6 protein-coding genes, 1 tRNA gene and 3 rRNA genes are annotated in these 20857 nt (G+C 64.6%); 8 read left to right on the top strand and 2 right to left on the bottom strand.

Features of this window, described 5'->3' with window-relative positions; translation table 11 throughout:
* Positions 1 to 42: 42 nt before the first annotated feature.
* From OG609_RS10480 to OG609_RS10460, 5 genes are all read left to right on the top strand, one after another.
* The gene (locus OG609_RS10480; protein ID WP_327272564.1) at positions 43 to 1728 is read left to right on the top strand and encodes a ribonuclease J; all 1686 of its coding nucleotides are present in this window, start codon (positions 43 to 45) and stop codon (positions 1726 to 1728) included.
* Between the two features lie 618 nt (positions 1729 to 2346).
* Positions 2347 to 3872, top strand: a 16S ribosomal RNA gene (locus OG609_RS10475).
* 298 nt (positions 3873 to 4170) lie between these two features.
* Positions 4171 to 7295: ribosomal RNA gene (locus tag OG609_RS10470) — 23S ribosomal RNA — on the top strand.
* Between the two features lie 79 nt (positions 7296 to 7374).
* Positions 7375 to 7491 (top strand): 5S ribosomal RNA (gene rrf, locus OG609_RS10465).
* Together the 16S, 23S and 5S rRNA genes with 1 tRNA gene alongside form the textbook arrangement of a ribosomal RNA operon.
* A gap of 221 nt (positions 7492 to 7712) precedes the next feature.
* A tRNA-Thr gene (locus tag OG609_RS10460) sits at positions 7713 to 7785 on the top strand.
* 139 nt (positions 7786 to 7924) lie between these two features.
* On the opposite strand, the gene OG609_RS46170 is transcribed toward OG609_RS10460, so the two are convergent.
* Both OG609_RS46170 and OG609_RS10450 read right to left on the bottom strand, forming a co-directional pair.
* Positions 7925 to 8077 (bottom strand): hypothetical protein, encoded by a 153-nt coding sequence (locus tag OG609_RS46170; protein ID WP_385656294.1) that lies wholly within the window; start codon positions 8075 to 8077, stop codon positions 7925 to 7927.
* Between the two features lie 312 nt (positions 8078 to 8389).
* Positions 8390 to 11005, bottom strand: a complete 2616-nt coding sequence (locus tag OG609_RS10450; RefSeq protein ID WP_327272563.1) for a SpoIIE family protein phosphatase — start codon at positions 11003 to 11005, stop codon at positions 8390 to 8392.
* Between the two features lie 415 nt (positions 11006 to 11420).
* On the opposite strand from OG609_RS10450, the gene OG609_RS10445 reads away from it, so the two are divergent.
* The 3 genes from OG609_RS10445 to OG609_RS10435 all read left to right on the top strand — a co-directional run bounded on the left by OG609_RS10445 (position 11421) and on the right by OG609_RS10435 (position 20804).
* Positions 11421 to 16850 carry a HAMP domain-containing protein gene (locus tag OG609_RS10445; RefSeq protein WP_327272562.1) on the top strand — a complete coding sequence of 1810 codons (5430 nt, stop codon included), beginning with the start codon at positions 11421 to 11423 and terminating at the stop codon, positions 16848 to 16850.
* Between the two features lie 244 nt (positions 16851 to 17094).
* Positions 17095 to 17772 (top strand): response regulator, encoded by a 678-nt coding sequence (locus OG609_RS10440; protein ID WP_327272561.1) that lies wholly within the window; start codon positions 17095 to 17097, stop codon positions 17770 to 17772.
* Between the two features lie 251 nt (positions 17773 to 18023).
* Complete coding sequence (locus OG609_RS10435) at positions 18024 to 20804, top strand: DNA translocase FtsK (protein ID WP_327272560.1); 2781 nt, start codon at positions 18024 to 18026, stop codon at positions 20802 to 20804.
* Positions 20805 to 20857: the final 53 nt, after the last annotated feature.

Here is a 20857-nt window from a genome sequence, read left to right as displayed (position 1 = left end):
CGTGCCCAAGCGGTACGTGGCGCGCGTGGTAAGGAGAGTCTTTTGAGTCATCCGCATCCCGAACTCGGCACCCCGCCGAAGCTCCCGAAGGGCGGCCTCCGGGTCACCCCGCTCGGCGGCCTCGGCGAAATCGGCCGCAACATGACGGTCTTCGAGTATGGCGGCCGCCTGCTCATTGTTGACTGCGGAGTTCTCTTCCCGGAGGAAGAGCAGCCCGGAATCGACCTGATCCTGCCGGACTTCACCACGATCCGGGACCGTCTCGACGACATCGAGGGCATCGTCCTCACGCACGGTCACGAGGACCACATCGGTGGTGTCCCGTACCTGCTGCGACTGAAGCCGGACATCCCCCTCATCGGCTCCAAGCTGACCCTCGCGCTGATCGAGGCGAAGCTCCAGGAGCACCGCATCCGCCCGTACACCCTCGAAGTCGCGGAAGGCCAGCGCGAGCGCATCGGCGTCTTCGACTGCGAGTTCATCGCGGTCAACCACTCCATCCCGGACGCTCTCGCGGTAGCCATCCGCACGCCTGCGGGCATGGCCGTCGCGACCGGTGACTTCAAGATGGACCAGCTCCCGCTGGACGGCCGGCTCACCGACCTGCACGCGTTCGCCCGGCTGAGCGAGGAAGGCATCGACCTTCTCCTCTCCGACTCGACCAATGCGGAGGTCCCCGGTTTCGTACCGCCCGAGCGGGACATTTCCAACGTTCTGCGCACGGTCTTCGCCAATGCCCAGAAGCGCATCATCGTGGCGAGCTTCGCCAGCCATGTGCACCGCATCCAGCAGATCCTCGACGCGGCACACGAATACGGCCGCCGGGTCGCCTTCGTCGGACGCTCGATGGTCCGCAACATGGGCATCGCCCGTGATCTCGGCTATCTGAAGGTGCCGGCGGGCCTGGTGGTCGACGTCAAGACCCTCGACGACCTGCCGGACGACGAGGTCGTGCTGGTCTGCACGGGATCCCAGGGCGAGCCGATGGCCGCACTGTCCCGTATGGCCAACCGCGATCACCAGATCCGCATCGTCCAGGGCGACACGGTGATCCTTGCGTCGTCCCTGATCCCGGGCAACGAGAACGCGGTGTACCGCGTGATCAACGGCCTGACCCGCTGGGGCGCCAACGTCGTCCACAAGGGCAACGCCAAGGTCCACGTCTCGGGCCATGCCTCGGCCGGTGAGCTGCTGTACTTCTACAACATCTGCAAGCCGAAGAACCTGATGCCGGTCCACGGCGAATGGCGCCACCTCAGGGCCAACGCCGAACTGGGCGCCCTCACCGGTGTACCCAAGGACCACATCGTCATCGCCGAGGACGGCGTGGTCGTCGACCTCATCGACGGCAAGGCCAAGATCGTCGGCAAGGTCCAGGCGGGCTATGTATACGTCGACGGCCTCTCGGTCGGCGATGTCACCGAGACCTCCCTCAAGGACCGTCGCATCCTCGGCGAGGAGGGCATCATCTCCGTCTTCATCGTGGTCGACAGCTCCTCCGGAAAGATCACGGGCGGACCGGACATCCATGCCCGCGGCTCCGGCATCGACGACTCGGCATTCAGCGCCGTCGCGCCGAAGATCGAGGAAGCGATCAACAGGTCCGCCCAGGACGGCGTGATGGAGCCCCACCAGCTCCAGCAGCTGGTCCGCCGTACGGTGGGCAAGTGGGTCTCCGACACCTACCGCCGGCGACCGATGATCCTTCCCGTCGTCGTCGAGGTCTGACCCCGACAGTCGCGAACTCCGGAGCGGGGCCCCCGATTTGCATCGGGGCGCCCCGCTCCAGTACGTTTACGGCTCCGCCTGACCGGGAAGCACCGCGCACGCTCATGTGCAGTGGGCATCCCGAACGGAGCGGGAATTCCGACTCGGAACTTCTGATAAAGTCGGATCCGCCGAAAGGCAAGGCCACTCCAAAGGCCATCGGAATTCAAATTCGGACCGGAAACGGAACGAAAAGGAATCTGGTAAGGTTGGAACCGCCGGAAAGGGAAACGCGAAAGCGAAGAACTGGAAAGCGAAACCCGTTTCGACCGGGAATCGGACACGAAAGAGTCTGATAGAGTCGGAAACGCAAGACCGAAGGGAAAGCCCGGAGGAAAGCCCGAGAGGGTGAGTACAAAGGAAGCGTCCGTTCCTTGAGAACTCAACAGCGTGCCAAAAGTCAACGCCAGATATGTTGATACCCCGGCCTGTTTCGGCAGGTTGGTGGTTCCTTTGAAAGTCCTGCCGGGCCTCACGGTTCCGGTAGGCAATTTACACAGCGAGGACGCTGTGAACGATCGGTCTTATTCCGGCTGATCGTTCCGCTCTCGTGATGTGTGTCCCGATTACGGGAAAACATTCACGGAGAGTTTGATCCTGGCTCAGGACGAACGCTGGCGGCGTGCTTAACACATGCAAGTCGAACGATGAAGCCCTTCGGGGTGGATTAGTGGCGAACGGGTGAGTAACACGTGGGCAATCTGCCCTTCACTCTGGGACAAGCCCTGGAAACGGGGTCTAATACCGGATAACACTCTGTCCCGCATGGGACGGGGTTGAAAGCTCCGGCGGTGAAGGATGAGCCCGCGGCCTATCAGCTTGTTGGTGGGGTGATGGCCTACCAAGGCGACGACGGGTAGCCGGCCTGAGAGGGCGACCGGCCACACTGGGACTGAGACACGGCCCAGACTCCTACGGGAGGCAGCAGTGGGGAATATTGCACAATGGGCGAAAGCCTGATGCAGCGACGCCGCGTGAGGGATGACGGCCTTCGGGTTGTAAACCTCTTTCAGCAGGGAAGAAGCGAAAGTGACGGTACCTGCAGAAGAAGCGCCGGCTAACTACGTGCCAGCAGCCGCGGTAATACGTAGGGCGCAAGCGTTGTCCGGAATTATTGGGCGTAAAGAGCTCGTAGGCGGCTTGTTGCGTCGGTTGTGAAAGCCCGGGGCTTAACCCCGGGTCTGCAGTCGATACGGGCAGGCTAGAGTGTGGTAGGGGAGATCGGAATTCCTGGTGTAGCGGTGAAATGCGCAGATATCAGGAGGAACACCGGTGGCGAAGGCGGATCTCTGGGCCATTACTGACGCTGAGGAGCGAAAGCGTGGGGAGCGAACAGGATTAGATACCCTGGTAGTCCACGCCGTAAACGTTGGGAACTAGGTGTTGGCGACATTCCACGTCGTCGGTGCCGCAGCTAACGCATTAAGTTCCCCGCCTGGGGAGTACGGCCGCAAGGCTAAAACTCAAAGGAATTGACGGGGGCCCGCACAAGCAGCGGAGCATGTGGCTTAATTCGACGCAACGCGAAGAACCTTACCAAGGCTTGACATACACCGGAAAGCATCAGAGATGGTGCCCCCCTTGTGGTCGGTGTACAGGTGGTGCATGGCTGTCGTCAGCTCGTGTCGTGAGATGTTGGGTTAAGTCCCGCAACGAGCGCAACCCTTGTTCTGTGTTGCCAGCATGCCCTTCGGGGTGATGGGGACTCACAGGAGACTGCCGGGGTCAACTCGGAGGAAGGTGGGGACGACGTCAAGTCATCATGCCCCTTATGTCTTGGGCTGCACACGTGCTACAATGGCCGGTACAATGAGCTGCGATGCCGCGAGGCGGAGCGAATCTCAAAAAGCCGGTCTCAGTTCGGATTGGGGTCTGCAACTCGACCCCATGAAGTCGGAGTTGCTAGTAATCGCAGATCAGCATTGCTGCGGTGAATACGTTCCCGGGCCTTGTACACACCGCCCGTCACGTCACGAAAGTCGGTAACACCCGAAGCCGGTGGCCCAACCCCTTGTGGGAGGGAGCTGTCGAAGGTGGGACTGGCGATTGGGACGAAGTCGTAACAAGGTAGCCGTACCGGAAGGTGCGGCTGGATCACCTCCTTTCTAAGGAGCACTTCTTACCGGGCTTGCTCGGTCAGAGGCCACTACGTCGGCAAATGTTCGGCGGTGGTTGCTCATGGGTGGAACGTTGACTATTCGGCACGACAGGTTGTTTTTCACTAGTACTGCTTCGGCGTGGAACGTGGGAAGGGATCGGTTGTGTCGGGCACGTTGTTGGGTATCTGAGGGTACGGCCGCAAGGTTGCCTTCAGTTGCCGGTCCCAGTGAACTCGCCTTTCGGGGTGGGGTGATGGGTGGCTGGTCGTTGTTTGAGAACTGCACAGTGGACGCGAGCATCTGTGGCCAAGTTTTTAAGGGCGCACGGTGGATGCCTTGGCACCAGGAACCGATGAAGGACGTGGGAGGCCACGATAGGCCCCGGGGAGCTGTCAACCGAGCTTTGATCCGGGGGTGTCCGAATGGGGAAACCCGGCAGTCGTCATGGGCTGTCACCCGCTGCTGAACACATAGGCAGTGTGGAGGGAACGAGGGGAAGTGAAACATCTCAGTACCCTCAGGAAGAGAAAACAACCGTGATTCCGGGAGTAGTGGCGAGCGAAACTGGATGAGGCCAAACCGTATGCGTGTGATACCCGGCAGGGGTTGCGCATGCGGGGTTGTGGGATCTCTCTTTCACGGTCTGCCGGCTGTGAGACGAGTCAGAAACCGTTGATGTAGGCGAAGGACATGCGAAAGGTCCGGCGTAGAGGGTAAGACCCCCGTAGCTGAAACATTAACGGCTCGTTTGAGAGACACCCAAGTAGCACGGGGCCCGAGAAATCCCGTGTGAATCTGGCGGGACCACCCGCTAAGCCTAAATATTCCCTGGTGACCGATAGCGGATAGTACCGTGAGGGAATGGTGAAAAGTACCGCGGGAGCGGAGTGAAATAGTACCTGAAACCGTGTGCCTACAAGCCGTGGGAGCGTCGCTGTTGTTCTTCGGAGCAACGGTCGTGACTGCGTGCCTTTTGAAGAATGAGCCTGCGAGTTTGCGGTGTGTTGCGAGGTTAACCCGTGTGGGGAAGCCGTAGCGAAAGCGAGTCCGAATAGGGCATTTCAGTAGCACGCTCAAGACCCGAAGCGGAGTGATCTAGCCATGGGCAGGTTGAAGCGGAGGTAAGACTTCGTGGAGGACCGAACCCACCAGGGTTGAAAACCTGGGGGATGACCTGTGGTTAGGGGTGAAAGGCCAATCAAACTCCGTGATAGCTGGTTCTCCCCGAAATGCATTTAGGTGCAGCGTCGTGTGTTTCTTGCCGGAGGTAGAGCACTGGATAGGCGATGGGCCCTACCGGGTTACTGACCTTAGCCAAACTCCGAATGCCGGTAAGTGAGAGCACGGCAGTGAGACTGTGGGGGATAAGCTCCATGGTCGAGAGGGAAACAGCCCAGAGCATCGACTAAGGCCCCTAAGCGTACGCTAAGTGGGAAAGGATGTGGAGTCGCAGAGACAACCAGGAGGTTGGCTTAGAAGCAGCCACCCTTGAAAGAGTGCGTAATAGCTCACTGGTCAAGTGATTCCGCGCCGACAATGTAGCGGGGCTCAAGCGTACCGCCGAAGTCGTGTCATTCATACATTAAGGGCTAACGCCTGTGTGGATGGGTAGGGGAGCGTCGTGTGCCGGGTGAAGCAGCCGCGGAAGCGAGTTGTGGACGGTTCACGAGTGAGAATGCAGGCATGAGTAGCGATACACACGTGAGAAACGTGTGCGCCGATTGACTAAGGGTTCCTGGGTCAAGCTGATCTGCCCAGGGTAAGTCGGGACCTAAGGCGAGGCCGACAGGCGTAGTCGATGGACAACCGGTTGATATTCCGGTACCCGCTTTGAAACGCCCAATACTGAATCAGGCGATGCTAAGTCCGTGAAGCCGGCCCGATCTCTTCGGAGTTGAGGGTAGTGGTGGAGCCGACGAACCAGACTTGTACTAGGTAAGCGATGGGGTGACGCAGGAAGGTAGTCCAGCCCGGGCGGTGGTAGTCCCGGGGTAAGGGTGTAGGCCGTGTGGTAGGTAAATCCGTCACACGTTAAGGCTGAGACCTGATGCCGAGCCGATTGTGGTGAAGTGGATGATCCTATGCTGTCGAGAAAAGCCTCTAGCGAGTTTCATGGCGGCCCGTACCCTAAACCGACTCAGGTGGTCAGGTAGAGAATACCGAGGCGTTCGGGTGAACTATGGTTAAGGAACTCGGCAAAATGCCCCCGTAACTTCGGGAGAAGGGGGGCCATCACTGGTGATCCGATTTACTCGGTGAGCTGGGGGTGGCCGCAGAGACCAGCGAGAAGCGACTGTTTACTAAAAACACAGGTCCGTGCGAAGCCGTAAGGCGATGTATACGGACTGACGCCTGCCCGGTGCTGGAACGTTAAGGGGACCGGTTAGCTGACTTTCGGGTCGGCGAAGCTGAGAACTTAAGCGCCAGTAAACGGCGGTGGTAACTATAACCATCCTAAGGTAGCGAAATTCCTTGTCGGGTAAGTTCCGACCTGCACGAATGGCGTAACGACTTCTCGACTGTCTCAACCATAGGCCCGGTGAAATTGCACTACGAGTAAAGATGCTCGTTTCGCGCAGCAGGACGGAAAGACCCCGGGACCTTTACTACAGTTTGATATTGGTGTTCGGTTCGGCTTGTGTAGGATAGGTGGGAGACTTTGAAGCAGCCACGCCAGTGGTTGTGGAGTCGCCGTTGAAATACCACTCTGGTCGTGCTGGATGTCTAACCTGGGTCCGTGATCCGGATCAGGGACAGTGTCTGATGGGTAGTTTAACTGGGGCGGTTGCCTCCTAAAGAGTAACGGAGGCGCCCAAAGGTTCCCTCAGCCTGGTTGGCAATCAGGTGTTGAGTGTAAGTGCACAAGGGAGCTTGACTGTGAGACCGACGGGTCGAGCAGGGACGAAAGTCGGGACTAGTGATCCGGCAGTGGCTTGTGGAAGCGCTGTCGCTCAACGGATAAAAGGTACCCCGGGGATAACAGGCTGATCTTCCCCAAGAGTCCATATCGACGGGATGGTTTGGCACCTCGATGTCGGCTCGTCGCATCCTGGGGCTGGAGTCGGTCCCAAGGGTTGGGCTGTTCGCCCATTAAAGCGGTACGCGAGCTGGGTTTAGAACGTCGTGAGACAGTTCGGTCCCTATCCGCTGTGCGCGTAGGAATATTGAGAAGGGCTGTCCCTAGTACGAGAGGACCGGGACGGACGAACCTCTGGTGTGCCAGTTGTCCTGCCAAGGGCATGGCTGGTTGGCTACGTTCGGAAAGGATAACCGCTGAAAGCATCTAAGCGGGAAGCCTGCTTCGAGATGAGTATTCCCACCAACTTGATTGGTTAAGGCTCCCAGTAGACGACTGGGTTGATAGGCCAGATGTGGAAGCCCGGTAACGGGTGGAGCTGACTGGTACTAATAGGCCGAGGGCTTGTCCTCAGTTGCTCGCGTCCACTGTGTTAGTTCTGAAATAACGAACGGCCGTGTTGTTTTCCGGTGTTGGTTAATTTCATAGTGTTTCGGTGGTCATTGCGTTAGGGAAACGCCCGGTTACATTCCGAACCCGGAAGCTAAGCCTTTCAGCGCCGATGGTACTGCAGGGGGGACCCTGTGGGAGAGTAGGACGCCGCCGAACTTCTTTTACGGGAAAGCCCCGCACCTCTGGTGCGGGGCTTTTCTGCGTTCACCCGCGTGTACGGCTGGCCGGCTCGGGACGAGGCAGGCGTGGGCCACGCATGCGTCGTGGCGCGAGGGGCGGCGGGGTCCGGTGAGAGTCCGTCAGAATCTTGTGTGGCCAGTGGTTCTGAGTACCCCTGAGTTCAGGGTATGCTTTACCTCGTTGCCACAGCGCAGCAGGCCCCAATAGCTCAGTCGGTAGAGCGTCTCCATGGTAAGGAGAAGGTCTGCGGTTCGATTCCGCATTGGGGCTCAGGCAAGATGAAAGGCCCTCGCCACTCGGCGGGGGCCTTTCGCATGTTCCGATGCTTCCGCGCTCACTGCCCGTCGGTGTGGTGCGAATGGAGACGGGCGAATTCGTCTGGCCAGTATGTGAGGGCCTGATGCAGCGTTCAGGCCAGCCGGACCTGCGCCACCGTCGCGCCATGTGCGCGGGCGATGGCGAGCAGCTCGTCGTCGTTGGCGCCCGTGGTGTTTGCGCTCTCCTTGCGTCCCTCGCCGACGACGGAGAAGAAGGGGGACGAACGCGGTGCCCTGCTCTCCACGGAGCCGCAGAACATCGTCCGTGCCCGCGTTGCGGGAGTCGAGGCCGTAGCGGTTCTGGATGCACACCACCGGATGGCCCGGGCGTGGCAGATGAGGCCGGCGTTGCGGAACTCGGACAGGGCACCGAAGTGTTGCGGGGTGAGCGCCTGGTTGATCAGTTCCTGGCGAACCGCAGCGACGAGAAGCAGAACGCGGCGGTGTCGATGTGGTGCACGCCGAGCTCGATCGCATGCCGGAGCGCGCTGATGGACTGTTCGTCTCTGCATCCATGGGCCAGAGTGTTTCGGAGCCTTCGGCCCGATGAAGTGCGGTCAGGTGGTGGGCGGTTCAGGGACGCGCATGGCGAGGATGGCCATGTCGTCGGAGGCCGGCTCGGCGGCGAAGCGTTCGACTGCCCGCAGGATGCGTGCTGCCACCGCGCCGGCCGTGAGGCCGGTACAGGTGGCCAGGACGTCCGCCAGACCGTCGTCGCCGAGCATGCGGGTGCCCTCACGGCGTTCCGTGATGCCGTCGGTCACGCACAGCAGGACATCGCCCGGAGCGAGGGTCACCGTCTGCTCGTACAGTTCGAGGTCCTCGATGACGCCCAGCAGGGGCTGAGGTTCGGCCGCCGACTCCACCGAGCCGTCCTGGCGCAGGCGCAACGGCAGTGGGTGCCCCGCGCAGACCACCTTCAGGAGCGCGCTGCCGTCCTCCTGGGGCCACAGCTCCCCGTACAGGAGGGTCAGGAAGCGGCTGCGGGCGCCTTCGTCCAGGATGGCGGCGTTGAGGCGCTCCAGAACGGCCGGGCCGCCGAAGCCTTCGCGGGCGAGGAGGCGCAGGGCGTGGCGGGCGAGGCCCGTGACGGCCGCGGCCTCCGGGCCCGTACCGCAGACGTCACCGATGGCGAAGCCGTAGGCGCCGTCGCGGATCGGGAAGACGTCGTAGAAGTCGCCGCCGACCTCGTTGCCCTCGCCCGCCGCGCGGTAGATGACCTCGATCTCGACATTGGGGACCTCGGGCAGCCCCGGCGGCAGCAGGCTGCGCTGCAAGGACTGGCTGATCGCCATGCGCTCCGAGTAGAGGCGGGCGTTGTCGAGGGCAAGGGCGGCGCGGCGGGAGAGGTCCTCGGCCAGTTCCAGGATCTCCTGGCGGAAGTGGTCGTCGGAGGGCTTCCCGAGCGTGAGCATGCCGATGACGCGGTTTCGGGCGACGAGTGGCAGGACCACCGTCTCCCCGCCCACCGCGGCCGCGGTGGCGAGCGTCGTACGGATGCCGGAGCCGAGCCCGCCGGGTTCGCCGAGGCCGAGCGTACGCATCGAGGTGCGCAGAGCTGCCTGGTGGGCGGCCTCCGACGGGGCCGCCCAGACACGGGCGCCTGGGGTCGGCACGGGGTCCGGAGGAGCGATCTTGGAGAGCAGGGCCTTGAGGCCGTCGATGAGCTCCTCGTCCTCGTGCAGGACATAGGAGAGATACGGCTCCGAGGACTGGTCCGCGATCGTGTAGACGGCGCACCATGTGGCCAGGGTGGGGACCGTCATCTGGGCCATCAGCGCCAGGGTCTGGTCGCGGTCGAGGGTGCCCGCGAGCAGGTCGGAGGCCTCGACGAGGAAGGAGAGGGAACCGCGGCGCAGGCGTTCCAGCTCGCCCAGACGGGCCGATTCGACGGCCAGCGCAATGCGGTCCGCGGCGAATTGGAGGCGTAGAGCCTCCTCGTTGGAGTAGCGGCCTGCTGCTTCCGCGGCGACACCCAGCGAGCCCGTGAGGCGACCCTCGACCTTCAGCGGGACGGTGACGACGGAGCGCATCCCCGTGCCGCCGAGCAGGGGAACGGCGCCAGGCACGTTGTCGAGGTCTTCGTGGACGGCGGGCATCCGGGCGGAGCCGTAACGTCCGGTACCGGCCTCCACCGGAACCCGGGCGAAACGCTGGCGGGCGGAGGGAAGACCGGTCGTGGCCCGTACCTCCAGTTCCGTTTCGTCGTCCGTGGCCAGCAGCAGGAAGGCCGAATCGGCGTCGAGCATGTCGCGCGCCCGCTCGACCGTGCGCTGGAGCAGGCCGTCGAGGTCGTCGGGGGCGGGGGAGCCGATGAAGATCTCGAACGGGTCCGTCTTGTGGCTCTCGGCGTTCGCGTCGGAGACCGGTGTGCGTACCGGGGACTGGAGCACGGCACGTTCGTAGTCGCGGACGAGCAGACAGACCGTGGACGGTTCGCCGTGGGTGTCGCGGACCCGGAGATGCGAGGCGTAGACGGGGATGGTGCGGCCGTCGGCGCCCCGGATTCCGTAACTGCCCTCCCAGCGCGAGAGCTGCAGTGCGTCCACGATGCCGGTGTTGGTGCCGGGCGTCTGCGGCCAGGCGGTGAAGTCGGTGAGTTGCTTACCGGTGACCTGGTCCGCGGCGTATCCGAAGAGGAACGCGGCGTCCTCGTTCCAGGCGGCGATGGAACCGGTGCTGTCGATCTGGACGACGGCCACCCGCACGCGCTCGTCGGCGACCGGGAGCAGGCCGACCGGGAGCAGGGGGCCGGCGGAGCGGATTCCCACAGGGCGCTCGGGAAGATCGAGCTGGAACCAGACATGCTTATGGGTGGGCGAATACTCGACGCCCCACCGGGAAGCGAGCGCCGCGCAGAGCAGCAGTCCGCGGCCGTTCTCACGGTCAGGGCTGCCGAAGTGCAGACCCGTGCTCTGGAGGGGGATCTCGCGTTCCGGGTAGTGGTCGGAGACCTCGATCCGGACGCCGTCCTCTGTGCGCAGGCAGAGCACGTCCGCGGCGGTGCCTGCGTGCACCACCGCGTTGGTCACGAGCTCGCTGGTGAGGACGACGGCGTCGTCGACGACATCCGTGTATCCCCACCCCTGGAGGGTGTCACGGACAAAGGCACGGGCGGTCGCGACGGAGCGCCCGACCGGGTCGAAGGTGGCAGCCGCGCGCGCGGTGATCACAGCACTCCCCATATGGTGTCTCGTCGCTTCCCCGAGTCCTGTGCCCGTTTCTCGCCGCTTCGATTCGCCTAGCCAGGCTAGACGCTCGGTCTCGGTGCCGGGTACACGAGGGCCGACTTCGGGCAGGAACGACCAGGAACAGGCGTGTGACCGGACAAGTTTGGGCTTCCCAACAGGGTGATGTGGGGCAACCGTTGGAGGCTGCACCCCGATTGGTTCGGGCCTGGTACGTTTCAACGATTTGACGTCCGCATGGTCACCCGTCGACGGTGGGCTGTGACGGTGAGCCAATGAGGAACTGGGCAAGCTCCCAGATAAGGCCCGAGCGATACGGTCAACCCCTGCGGGAGGGATCACGGTGGAGTCTGGCGTGGCGGCGCGGGGAACAGGCACGCGCACAAAAGGCGGACAGTCCGTGAAAAAGCAGCGCAATGGAACCATCGACGTCGACGCGGCAGCGCTCAACAGACTGTTGGCAGGCCTGGTGGCGATGCGCGACGGGAACTTCCGCAGGCGCCTGACCGTCTCGGGCGACGGCGTGATGGCGGAGATCGCGGCAGTCTTCAATGAAGTCGCCGACCGGAATCTCCATCTCACCGGCGAGCTGGCCCGGGTGCGGAGGGTCGTCGGACGTGAGGGGAAACTCACCGAGCGGCTGGAAACGGGCGCCTGCGAGGGCTCCTGGGCCGCCGCGATCGACGCCTCCAACGAGCTGGTCGACGATCTGGCACGCCCGGTCTCGGAGGTCGGGCGGGTGCTGTCGGCGGTGGCCGACGGTGATCTCGAGCAGCGGATGGAGCTGCGGTCGCACACGGCCGATGAGACGGTACGGCCGCTGCGCGGCGAGTTCCTGAAGGTCGCCCGTACGGTCAACAACCTGGTCGACCAGCTGTCGGCGTTCACCGAGCAGGTGACGCGGGTCGCGGTCGAGGTGGGTACCGAGGGCAAGCTGGGCGGGCAGGCCCAGGTGCGCGGGATGTCCGGGTCATGGAAGGACCTCACGGACTCCGTGAACACCATGGCGTACCGGCTGACCGCGCAGGTGCGGGACATTGCCCTGGTGACGACGGCGGTCGCCAAGGGCGATCTGTCGCGGAAGGTCACTGTCCATGTGGCCGGCGAGATGCTTCAGCTCAAGAACACCGTCAACACGATGGTCGACCAGCTGTCGTCGTTCTCCTCCGAGGTGACCCGGGTCGCCCGCGAGGTGGGCACGGAGGGCGAGCTGGGCGGGCAGGCGACCGTGCCCGGTGTGGCCGGGGTGTGGAAGGACCTCACCGACTCCGTCAACACGATGGCCGGGAACCTGACCTCCCAGGTGCGGGGGATTGCCGAGGTGACGACCGCGGTCGCCAATGGTGACCTGTCCCAGAAGGTCACTGTGAGCGCCCGCGGCGAGGTCGCACAGCTCGCCGAGACCATCAACCAGATGACCGAGACACTGCGGACCTTCGCCGACGAAGTGACCCGAGTGGCCAGTGAGGTCGGTGGCGAGGGGCTGCTCGGCGGTCAGGCGCAGGTGCCGGGGGCGGCGGGGACCTGGAAGGACCTCACCGACTCGGTGAACACGGTCTTCCGGAACCTGACGACTCAGGTGCGCGATATCGCGCAGGTGACCACGGCGGTGGCCAGCGGCGATATGACGCAGAAAGTCACCGTCGATGTGGCCGGGGAGATGCTGGAGCTGAAGAACACCGTCAACACGATGGTGGATCAGCTCCAGTCCTTCGGTTCGGAAGTGACCCGGGTGGCCCGGGAGGTCGGCGTCGAGGGCCGACTGGGCGGTCAGGCCGAGGTGCCGGGGGCGGCGGGGACCTGGAAGGACCTCACGGACTCGGTGAACACGGCGTTCCGGAACCTTACGGGGCAGGTGCGCGACATCGCGCAGGTGACGACCGCGGTCGCCAACGGTGACCTCTCGCAGAAGGTCACCGTCGATGTCGCGGGCGAGATGCTGGAGTTGAAGAACACCGTCAACACGATGGTGGCGCAGCTGTCGTCCTTCGCCGACCAGGTCACGCGGATGGCGCGTGATGTGGGTACGGAGGGCCGCCTCGGTGGCCAGGCGCGGGTCGACGGCGTTTCCGGTACGTGGAAGGAGCTCACCGACTCCGTCAACTTCATGGCGGGGAATCTGACCTCCCAGGTGCGCCAGATCGCGCAGGTGACCACGGCGGTGGCACGGGGCGACCTGTCGCAGAAGATCGATGTTGACGCGCGCGGCGAGATCCTGGAGCTGAAGAACACCATCAACACGATGGTCGACCAGCTCTCCGCCTTCGCCGAGCAGGTGACCCGGGTCGCCCGCGAGGTGGGCACCGACGGACGGCTCGGCGGGCAGGCGCAGGTGCCCGGTGTGGCCGGTGTGTGGCGTGATCTGACCGATTCGGTCAACGGCATGGCGGGAAACCTCACCGCTCAGGTCCGTAACATCGCCCAGGTCGCCACCGCGGTGGCGCGCGGTGATCTGTCGCAGAAGATCGATGTTGACGCGCGCGGCGAGATCCTGGAGCTGAAGAACACCCTCAACACGATGGTGGACCAGCTCTCGAACTTCGCCGAGCAGGTGACGCGGGTCGCCCGTGAAGTGGGTACGGAAGGCATCCTCGGCGGCCAGGCCGAGGTGCAGGGGGTGTCCGGTACGTGGAAGGACCTCACCCAGTCCGTCAACGGCATGGCCAACAACCTGACCCTGCAGGTCCGTAACATCGCCGAGGTCACCACAGCGGTCGCCAAGGGCGATCTTTCCAAGAAGATCACCGTCGATGCCAAGGGCGAGATCCTCGAACTGGTCACGACCGTCAACACCATGGTCGACCAGCTGCTCAACTTCGCCGACGAGGTGACGCGGGTCGCCCGCGAGGTGGGTACCGAGGGCATCCTGGGCGGCCAGGCCCGGGTGCGTGGTGCGACCGGTATCTGGAAGGACCTCAGCGACAACGTCAACCTGATGGCCAACAACCTGACCAGTCAGGTGCGGAACATCTCCCGGGTCTCGTCCGCGGTCGCCAACGGCGATCTGACGAAGAAGGTCACCGTCGAGGCGCGCGGCGAGGTCGCCGAGCTCGCCGACACCGTCAACACGATGGTGACGACGCTGTCCTCGTTCGCCGACGAGGTGACGCGAGTCGCCCGCGAGGTGGGCACGGAAGGTGAGCTGGGCGGCCAGGCACGTGTTCCGGGCGTCTCCGGTACGTGGAAGGACCTCACCGAGTCCGTGAACTCGATGGCGTCCAATCTGACCGGGCAGGTGCGCCAGATCGCCACGGTCACCACGGCCATCGCCAAGGGCGACCTCACCAAGAAGATCGACATCGACGCCCGCGGTGAGATCCAGGAGCTGAAGAACACCATCAACACGATGGTCGACCAGCTGTCCTCGTTCGCCGAGCAGGTGACCCGGGTCGCCCGCGAGGTGGGCACGGAGGGGCAGCTGGGCGGCCAGGCCCGGGTCCGGGACGTCGACGGCACCTGGCGCGACCTCACCGAGTCCGTGAACGAGATGGCCGGCAACCTCACCCGTCAGGTGCGGGCCATCGCGGCCGTCGCCACCGCGGTGACCCGCGGCGATCTCAACCTCAAGATCGATGTGGATGCGGCCGGCGAGATCCAGGCCCTGCAGGACAACATCAATACGATGATCGCCAACCTGCGTGACACCACGGCCACCAACAAGGAGCAGGACTGGCTGAAGGGCAATCTCGCCCGGATCTCCGGTCTGATGCAGGGGCGGCGCGATCTCGACGACGTGGCCTCGCTGATCATGAGCGAGCTGACCCCGGTCGTCTCCGCGCAGCACGGTGCGTTCTTCCTGGCCATGGCGACCGGTGACACCGACGCGGTGGGATCGGACAGCGACAATGACAGCTCGTACGAACTCCGTATGAGGGGCAGCTACGGATACTCGGCGGGATCGATGCCGACATCCTTCCGGCCCGGTGAGACGCTCATCGGCACGGCGGCGGAGGAGAAGCGGACCATCCAGGTGGACAATGTTCCGCCGGGGTATCTGAAGATTTCCTCCGGGCTCGGTGAGGCACCGCCCGCGCATGTGATCGTGCTGCCGGTGCTCTTCGAGGGGAAGGTTCTCGGTGTGATCGAGCTGGCCTCCTTCCAGCCGTTCACCCATATCCAGCGGGACTTCCTCAATCAGCTCGCCGAGATGATCGCGACGAGCGTCAACACCATCAGCGTCAATACGAAGACCGAGAAGCTCCTTGAGCAGTCGCAGGAGCTGACGGAGCAATTGCGGGACCGTTCACAGGAGCTGGAGAACCGGCAGAAGGCACTTCAGGCCTCCAACGCCGAACTGGAGGAGAAGGCCGAGCTGCTGGCCCAGCAGAACCGCGACATCGAGGTCAAGAACACCGAGATCGAGGATGCCCGGCAGGTCCTGGAGGAGCGCGCCGAGCAGCTCGCGGTGTCGATGCGCTACAAGTCCGAATTCCTGGCGAACATGTCGCACGAGCTGCGTACCCCGCTCAACTCGCTGCTCATTCTGGCCAAGTTGCTCGCGGACAACGCCGAGGGCAATCTCTCGCCGAAGCAGGTGGAGTTCGCCGAGACGATCCATGGAGCCGGTTCCGATCTGCTTCAGCTGATCAATGACATCCTCGATCTGACGAAGGTCGAGGCGGGCAAGATGGACGTCAGCCCGACCCGGATCGCACTTGTCCAGCTGGTCGACTATGTGGAGGCGACATTCCGGCCGCTCACCGCGGAGAAGGGGCTCGATTTCTCCGTACGGGTCTCACCGGAGCTGCCCGCGACACTGCACACGGACGAGCAGCGGCTGCTTCAGGTGCTGCGCAATCTCCTTTCCAACGCGGTGAAGTTCACCGACAGCGGGGCGGTCGAGCTGGTGATCCGGCACGCCAACGAGGATGTGCCGAACGCCATCCGCGAGCAGCTCCTGGAGGCCGGCTCGCTGCGTGACGCCGATGCCGATCTGATCGCCTTCTCGGTCACCGACACCGGTATCGGGATCGCGTCCAGCAAGATGCTGGTGATCTTCGAGGCGTTCAAGCAAGCGGACGGTACGACCAGTCGCAAGTACGGCGGTACGGGGCTCGGCCTGTCCATCAGCCGGGAGATCGCCCGGCTGCTGGGCGGCGAGATCCACGCGGCGAGCGAGCCGGGCCGCGGCTCGACGTTCACGCTCTATCTTCCGCTGCACCCGTGCGAGTTGCCGCCGCAGGGCTATCCGCAGATCGGTCCTGGGCCCATCGAGGCACACGGTGCCGCAGTCAAGGAAGGTCTGCTTCCGGAGGCCGGTCCGAGCGCCGACTCGACGGCCACCGTGCACGATCCGGCGGGTGCCGCCGGGCTGATGCGGCGTCGCCGCAAGACCCTGGGGAGCGCGGAGCGGCGGCTCGCGCTGCCGTCCCGCGCCGCCGCCCCGGCTGCTCCGCAGGAGCCGTGGACGCTTGCCGGGCAGGAGGAACCGGAGGTCCGCAGGACGTTCCGGTTCCACGGCGAGAAGGTGCTGATCGTCGACGACGACATCCGTAACGTCTTCGCGCTCACCAGCGTGCTGGAGCAGCACGGTCTTTCGGTCCTGTACGCGGAGAACGGACGTGTGGGCATCGAAGTCCTGGAACAGCACGACGATGTGACGGTCGTACTGATGGACATCATGATGCCGGAGATGGACGGCTATGCCACGACGGCGGCGATCCGCAGGATGCCGCAGTTCGCCGGGCTGCCGATCGTCGCGCTGACCGCGAAGGCCATGAAGGGTGACCGGGAGAAGGCGATCGAATCCGGCGCTTCCGACTATGTCACCAAGCCTGTCGATCCTGATCATCTTCTTTCCGTTATGGAGCAGTGGATGCGCGGAGAGTGATCATTAATTGAAAGAATCGCGATGAGTTGATGAGCGGCTGTGCTCGCAGGGGTGTGAGAAGGCGCTGTACGGGGAACCTTCTGGTCCCCCACCGCGTTTCTGTTGTGTGCACAGTGACATCGCGGTGACAGGGTGTGGTGACGGGCGGGGTGCGGCTACCATGACCGGCACAAGGATGGACGGCGTAAGGGAGTCGTCCCCTGGGGCGGCGCCCGGTGCAATTCCGGGGCGAGGAGGACGGGCCATGGTGCAGAAGGCCAAGATCCTCCTGGTCGATGACCGGCCGGAGAATCTGCTGGCGCTGGAGGCCATCCTCTCTGCGCTCGATCAGACACTGGTACGGGCATCGTCAGGGGAGGAAGCGCTCAAAGCGCTGCTCACGGACGACTTTGCGGTCATTCTGCTGGACGTCCAGATGCCAGGCATGGACGGTTTCGAAACCGCCGCGCACATCAAGCGGCGGGAACGGACCCGGGACATCCCGATCATCTTCCTCACCGCGATCAATCACGGTCCGCATCACACCTTCAGGGGGTACGCGGCCGGCGCGGTGGACTACATCTCGAAGCCGTTCGACCCATGGGTGCTGCGGGCCAAGGTTTCGGTCTTCGTCGAGCTCTACATGAAGAACTGCAAGCTGCGCGAGCAGGCGGCGCTGCTACGGCTCCAACTGGAGGGCGATGCCAACGGCAGCGCGGGCCACGAGAATGAGCCCGCAGGGCTGCTGGCCGAGCTTTCGGCGCGGCTCGCGGCCGTCGAGGAGCAGGCCGAAGCGCTCTCCAAGCAGCTCGACGACGAGTCGGCGGACGCCGCGGCCGTGGCCACCGCCGCCCATCTGGAACGCAAGCTGACCGGCCTGCGCCGGGCACTCGACGCGCTGGAACCCGGCACCGGCAGCGGCGCGGCAGTCCTTCCCTCGTAGCGCCGTACTGCCCCGCGACTCCATGGCGGGGAGCGGTCCGGCGTACGACCTCAGGCCGAGGAACGGGCGGTTGTCGGGACGCTCGGCCCAACTGCCCTGCCGTCTCGACCGTTCGACGGTTCGGCAGCAGGGGCATCCAGCGGCGCGGCGGCGTGAGGACACGTCAGTTTCCTGCCTCTGTACAGCGACACGGTCGGGTGAAGCGGCAGGCACACGTGTTCACGGCCGTCGACACCGGTAACCTCGGCACCATGGCCTCACGTACGTCCGGCAAGGGTTCCCAGGGCACGGCGGGCACCGCGAAGCGCGTCGGCCGTACCGCGGGGCCGGCCAAGAAAGCCGCACCCGCGAAGAAGACCGCCGCGAAGAAGACCGCGCCCGCGAAGAAGGCCCCTGCCAAGAAGGCGGTGGCCAAGAAGGCGGCCGCGCCCAAACCGGCACCGTCGCCCACCAGCGGTGTGTACCGCCTGGCGCGCGCCGTCTGGCTCGGTGCGGCCCACGCCGTCGGCGCGATGTTCCGTGGGATAGGGCGTGGCGCCAAGGGACTCGATCCCGCGCACCGCAAGGACGGCATCGCGCTGCTGCTGCTCGGTCTCGCGCTGGTCGTCGCCGCGGGTACCTGGTCGAATCTGCGCGGGCCCGTCGGCGACCTCGTCGAGATGCTCGTCACCGGAGCCTTCGGCCGGCTCGATCTGCTCGTACCGATACTGCTCGGCGCCATCGGTGTACGGCTGATCCTCTACCCGGAGAAGCCCGAGGCCAACGGCCGCATCGTCATCGGGCTCTCCGCCCTGGTCATCGGGGTGCTCGGACAGGTCCACATCGCGTGCGGATCGCCCGGCAGGGGAGACGGCACCACGGCGATGCAGGACGCGGGCGGACTCATCGGCTGGGCGGCCTCCAAACCGCTGGTCTACACGATGGGCGAGGTCCTCGCCGTACCGTTGCTGCTGCTGCTCACCGTCTTCGGACTGCTGGTCGTCACCGCCACCCCGGTGAACGCCATTCCGCAACGGCTCCGGCTGCTCGGCACCAAGCTGGGCATCCTCGACCCGGTGTACGACCCCGACACGGAAGAGGAGAGCGACGACGAGCGCTACGACGAGCAGTGGCGCGAGGCGCTGCCCGCCCGCTCCCGCCGCTCCTCCGCACGCCGCTCCGAAGCGCCTGCGGAGTACGCCCCCGACCAGGCGGAGGCGGACGCGCTCTCCAAGCGCCGCAGGCCGCGCAGGCCTTCCGTGCAGCCCACGATGAACCGCACCATGGACGCGGTGGATGTCGCGGCCGCCGCGGCCGCCGCGCTCGACGGGGCCGTGCTCAACGGCATGCCGCCCTCGCCGATCGTCGCCGACCTCACCCAGGGCGTCTCCGTCGAGCGCGAACGCCCAGGCACGCCGGTGCCGGGCGCCAGAGAGGGCGAACCCGCCGACGGGGGAGGGAAACCGGAGAAGGGGGCGGTGCCCTCGGGCGGCGTACCCGATCTGACGAAGCCCGCGCCCGACCGGTCGCAGTCCCAGCCGTTGCCCGCCCGCGCCGAACAACTGCAGCTCTCCGGCGACATCACGTACTCACTGCCCTCGCTCGACCTGCTGGAACGCGGCGGGCCCGGCAAGACCCGCAGCGCCGCCAACGACGCGATCGTCGCGTCCCTGACGAACGTCTTCACCGAGTTCAAGGTCGACGCCGCTGTCACCGGCTTCACCCGCGGACCCACGGTCACGCGGTACGAGGTGGAGCTCGGTCCCGCGGTGAAGGTCGAGCGGATCACCGCGCTCGCCAAGAACATCGCATACGCCGTCGCCAGTCCCGACGTCCGGATCATCTCCCCGATCCCGGGTAAGTCGGCGGTCGGCATCGAGATCCCCAACACCGACCGGGAGATGGTCAACCTCGGCGATGTGCTGCGCCTCGCGGACGCCGCCGAGGACGACCATCCGATGCTGGTCGCGCTTGGCAAGGACGTCGAGGGCGGATATGTGATGGCCAACCTGGCGAAGATGCCGCACGTGCTGGTGGCCGGTGCGACCGGTTCCGGCAAGTCGTCCTGCATCAACTGTCTGATCACCTCGGTCATGGTGCGCGCGACGCCGGACGACGTACGGATGGTGCTGGTCGACCCCAAGCGGGTCGAGCTGACCGCGTACGAGGGCATCCCGCACCTGATCACCCCGATCATCACCAATCCCAAGCGCGCCGCCGAGGCCCTCCAGTGGGTCGTGCGGGAGATGGACCTCCGGTACGACGATCTCGCCGCGTTCGGGTACCGGCACATCGACGACTTCAACCAGGCCGTACGCAACGGCAAGGTCAAACCGCCGGAGGGCAGCGAGCGCGAGCTCTCGCCGTACCCGTATCTGCTGGTGATCGTCGATGAGCTGGCCGACCTGATGATGGTCGCTCCCCGTGATGTGGAGGACGCCATCGTCCGTATCACCCAGCTGGCCCGCGCTGCCGGTATCCACCTGGTGCTTGCGACCCAGCGGCCCTCGGTCGACGTCGTCACCGGTTTGATCAAGGCGAATGTGCCCTCCCGGCTCGCCTTCGCGACGTCTTCGCTGGCTGACAGCCGCGTCATCCTCGACCAGCCCGGCGCCGAGAAGCTCATCGGAAAGGGTGACGGTCTGTTCCTGCCGATGGGGGCCAACAAGCCCACCCGAATGCAGGGTGCCTTCGTCACCGAGGACGAAGTCGCGGCCATCGTCCAGCACTGCAAGGATCAGATGGCGCCGGTCTTCCGCGAGGACGTGGTGGTCGGCACCGCCAAGAAGAAGGAGATCGACGAGGACATCGGCGACGACCTGGATCTGCTCTGCCAGGCCGCCGAACTGGTCGTCTCCACCCAGTTCGGGTCCACCTCGATGCTTCAGCGCAAGCTGCGGGTCGGCTTCGCCAAGGCCGGCCGGCTGATGGACCTGATGGAATCGAGGAACATCGTCGGGCCGAGCGAGGGATCCAAGGCGCGCGACGTCATGGTGAAACCGGACGAGCTGGACGGGGTGTTGGCACTGATCCGCGGGGAAACCGCTTCGTAGGAGAAGAACGGGCAACCGTTTCGTCGGGTCGTACGTCAACTTGAAGGGAGGGG

This window comes from Streptomyces sp. NBC_01224, assembly GCF_036002945.1.
In the GTDB taxonomy this organism is placed as follows: domain Bacteria; phylum Actinomycetota; class Actinomycetes; order Streptomycetales; family Streptomycetaceae; genus Streptomyces.
The sequence above is the reverse complement of the archived record's forward strand: the minus strand, read 5'-3'. Positions and strand labels throughout refer to the sequence as shown.